Source organism: Vicinamibacteria bacterium, from assembly GCA_035620555.1.
Classification (GTDB): domain Bacteria; phylum Acidobacteriota; class Vicinamibacteria; order Marinacidobacterales; family SMYC01; genus DASPGQ01.
Window position 1 is genome coordinate 1 of record DASPGQ010000650.1, and the last position, 2112, is coordinate 2112.

The 2112-nt window shown below is 60.5% G+C and carries 2 protein-coding genes; both read right to left on the bottom strand.

Annotation, left to right across the window (positions count from 1 at the left end; all coding sequences use genetic code 11):
- Positions 1 to 797 (bottom strand): Mov34/MPN/PAD-1 family protein (locus tag VEK15_26510; GenBank protein ID HXV64280.1); only part of this gene is annotated, 797 nt, incomplete at its 3' end.
- A gap of 176 nt (positions 798 to 973) precedes the next feature.
- A complete protein-coding gene (locus VEK15_26515) occupies positions 974 to 1843 on the bottom strand; it encodes a hypothetical protein (protein HXV64281.1) in 870 nt (289 codons plus the stop codon).
- Positions 1844 to 2112: the final 269 nt, after the last annotated feature.

Consider the following 2112-nt stretch of genomic DNA (forward strand, 5'->3'; position numbering starts at 1 on the left):
CTTCCTTTGGTGGGCGCAATTTCCAGCCACGGTGGAAGGTCCTCGGTCTGCACGATGATGAAGGTGTACTCTCCCTTGCGGTCGAGCTTCAGCTCGATGGTCTTGCTCTGCTCACCGGACGATGTCAGATCGACCTGCGTCGGCACGACTCCCATGACCGGGCTGCTTCGTTGCAGGAGCATAAACGCCGCCGCGGCCACCGCCACCACCGCAAGACCCACCGACCACCAGACCGCTTTTCGGCTCGTCCGCTTACCCTGCACGTAGGTGATGTTGCCACCCCCGGCATCCACCACCTCGATGTCGGGCTTCCACGCGAAACCGGACTCCACATCGTTCGCCCGCGTATACCTCGTGCGTCCAACCGGCTCTTGCCAGGGCGTGTATGCCCCCTGCTCGTTTCGAAGGAAGAACCCGACCGCGGGCTCGCGCGGGCCCACGATGGCGGCCACGTGATAGTTTTCGGGAAGGTACTGACTTAGGTAAACGACGTCCTGGTCGGACAGTTTGATCTCGTGATTGGGATGGCTATGATAGTTGCCGACGAGCTGCAGAGACGGCCGCGAACGGAGCTTCTTCTCGAGGATGGCACGGTCCTGTGCGTTGAAGTAGGCGGCGTCTCCCGCGTCCTGCTCATTGAAAGGGAGTTGGACGATCTCCTTGATCGTAACGACGCGCCGCTTGTTCGCGAACTCGACCTGCCCGAGGAGATACCCCTTCACCTCGCGAGCGTCGTTGGAATCGATCGAGCCGCCCTCCTCCTTTCGCGGGAGGCCGCGAAGGGCGTGCCACAGCATCCCTTTCAAGGCCCCTTCGGAGCATCGTACGAGGACCTCCTCACCCGCGACGACCGCGGGCGGCGTGACGACGAACGTCGTTCCCTCGGCGAACTCCTTGGCGACACTGATCTGCGGCTTGGAAGTGATAGTTCACCCCTAACCAGTGTTCAATGCTTACGACGAAATATGAACGCTCAGGCCCAATAGAAATCGACAACCGGCTTGACGGGCAGAAGGTGCTTCAAGCGCGGGCCTCTAAGCACTTCTTCGAGCCACCGGCTGGCAACTTCGTTCTGGTGACGGTGCGGCTCCTGCAGGTTCCATCCTTTGCGACGGTACTGAACCATGCGAAGCCACTGATAGATCATGTAGGAAAACGTGTCGTCGCCGTCCGGGACGTAGCCCTCCGTATAACAGACGTTGGCCTCTCCGGTGCCGTAGGCGATGTTGGGATGAAAGACTTCGGTGAGAGGAACCAGGCGCGGACCCTCGAACGGATAGTTGGCTGGGATGAGAATGCGAAGCTTGTGATTCTCCCCGTAGACGGGCTGTCCGTGCTTGTCGACCGAGGTGATGGCCCGAACGCCCGCGACCTGAATCTCGATTTGCCGGCGTGTCTGCTTGATGACGGCGAGGTGACTTCGATTCGCGCCGATGAAGCTCGCTAGCCTCAGGCAGTCTTCCCGAAAACGGGCGTCGGGATCCGGCGCGCCCACGTTCGACTCATCCTCCACCACAATCTCCGCGTTGGGCATGACCCCTTGATCGACTAGGGACATGTGGGGCGACAAGAGCATTTCATCTCCATCCTCGCCCGCAAGTGCGAACGTCCAGGTAACTTCCGCGCGACGACCATCGGCGGTCGTGATCTCGATGGGGATTTCTTCCTCGGCCCCCTGGGTTGCCTCCACGATGCGAGCGAAGCTCTCGATCAACGGATCTCGGCCGTCGAGGTTGACCGTGTAGGAAGCGCGACCCTTGAACGGAAGCTGGACGATGAACGTGTACTGTTCCATGGAAATGCCCTCAGGACTCGGTGCATCGGACACATTCGCCCGCTGCACGGCGCGATGCCTGCGACTTAGGAGAAATTCGTCTATCCGTGGACTCCCCCGGCGAAGTGTTTCCGGGGAAACACCGAACACCCGATGGGATGCTGTGCCTCAGGCGGCCAGCGAAGTCTATCGCGTTTCTGCGATTATCAACCAGATCGGGACCGGTGTCAACTGGCTCACTACCAGTTATCAGGTAGGTCTGTGGTAGGGATTGGCCACCAAATCGTCGTTTGTCCGCAGCCGGACGCGGCGATTCCTACCTGGGCGCCTGTCGGCCT